This window comes from Burkholderia sp. SIMBA_062, assembly GCF_046534765.1.
GTDB classification, from domain to species: domain Bacteria; phylum Pseudomonadota; class Gammaproteobacteria; order Burkholderiales; family Burkholderiaceae; genus Burkholderia; species Burkholderia ambifaria.
In genome coordinates this window covers 1-281 of sequence record NZ_JAWRYD010000203.1, presented here as the reverse complement: position 1 = coordinate 281, position 281 = coordinate 1, and the positions used below count along the sequence as shown (strand labels likewise).

General features: G+C 61.9%; 1 protein-coding gene. It reads left to right on the top strand.

Translation table 11 applies throughout. The features are described from left to right. Nucleotides 1–281: Ig-like domain-containing protein (locus SB786_RS36045; RefSeq protein WP_410731551.1), on the top strand; the 281-nt coding region annotated here is incomplete at both ends.

Sequence of the window (281 nt, the reverse complement as noted above, 5' to 3'; positions counted from 1 at the left end):
CTTGGTGTCAGCGATGCCAGTAACGTCATTACCCTGGCCAACGCTGGTGTCGCCGACCTGGCCGGCAACGCGGGCTCGGGCACCACCAGTTCGGCCAACTACACGGTCGACACCGTGCTGCCCACGGCGACCATCGTTGTTGCGGACAACGCTTTGAAAATTGGCGAAACCTCTGCGGTGACGATCACGTTCAGCGAGGCGGTGACAGGTTTCACCAATGCCGACCTGACGATTGCCAACGGCACCTTGACGGCGGTGAGCAGCAGCGATGGCGGCATCAC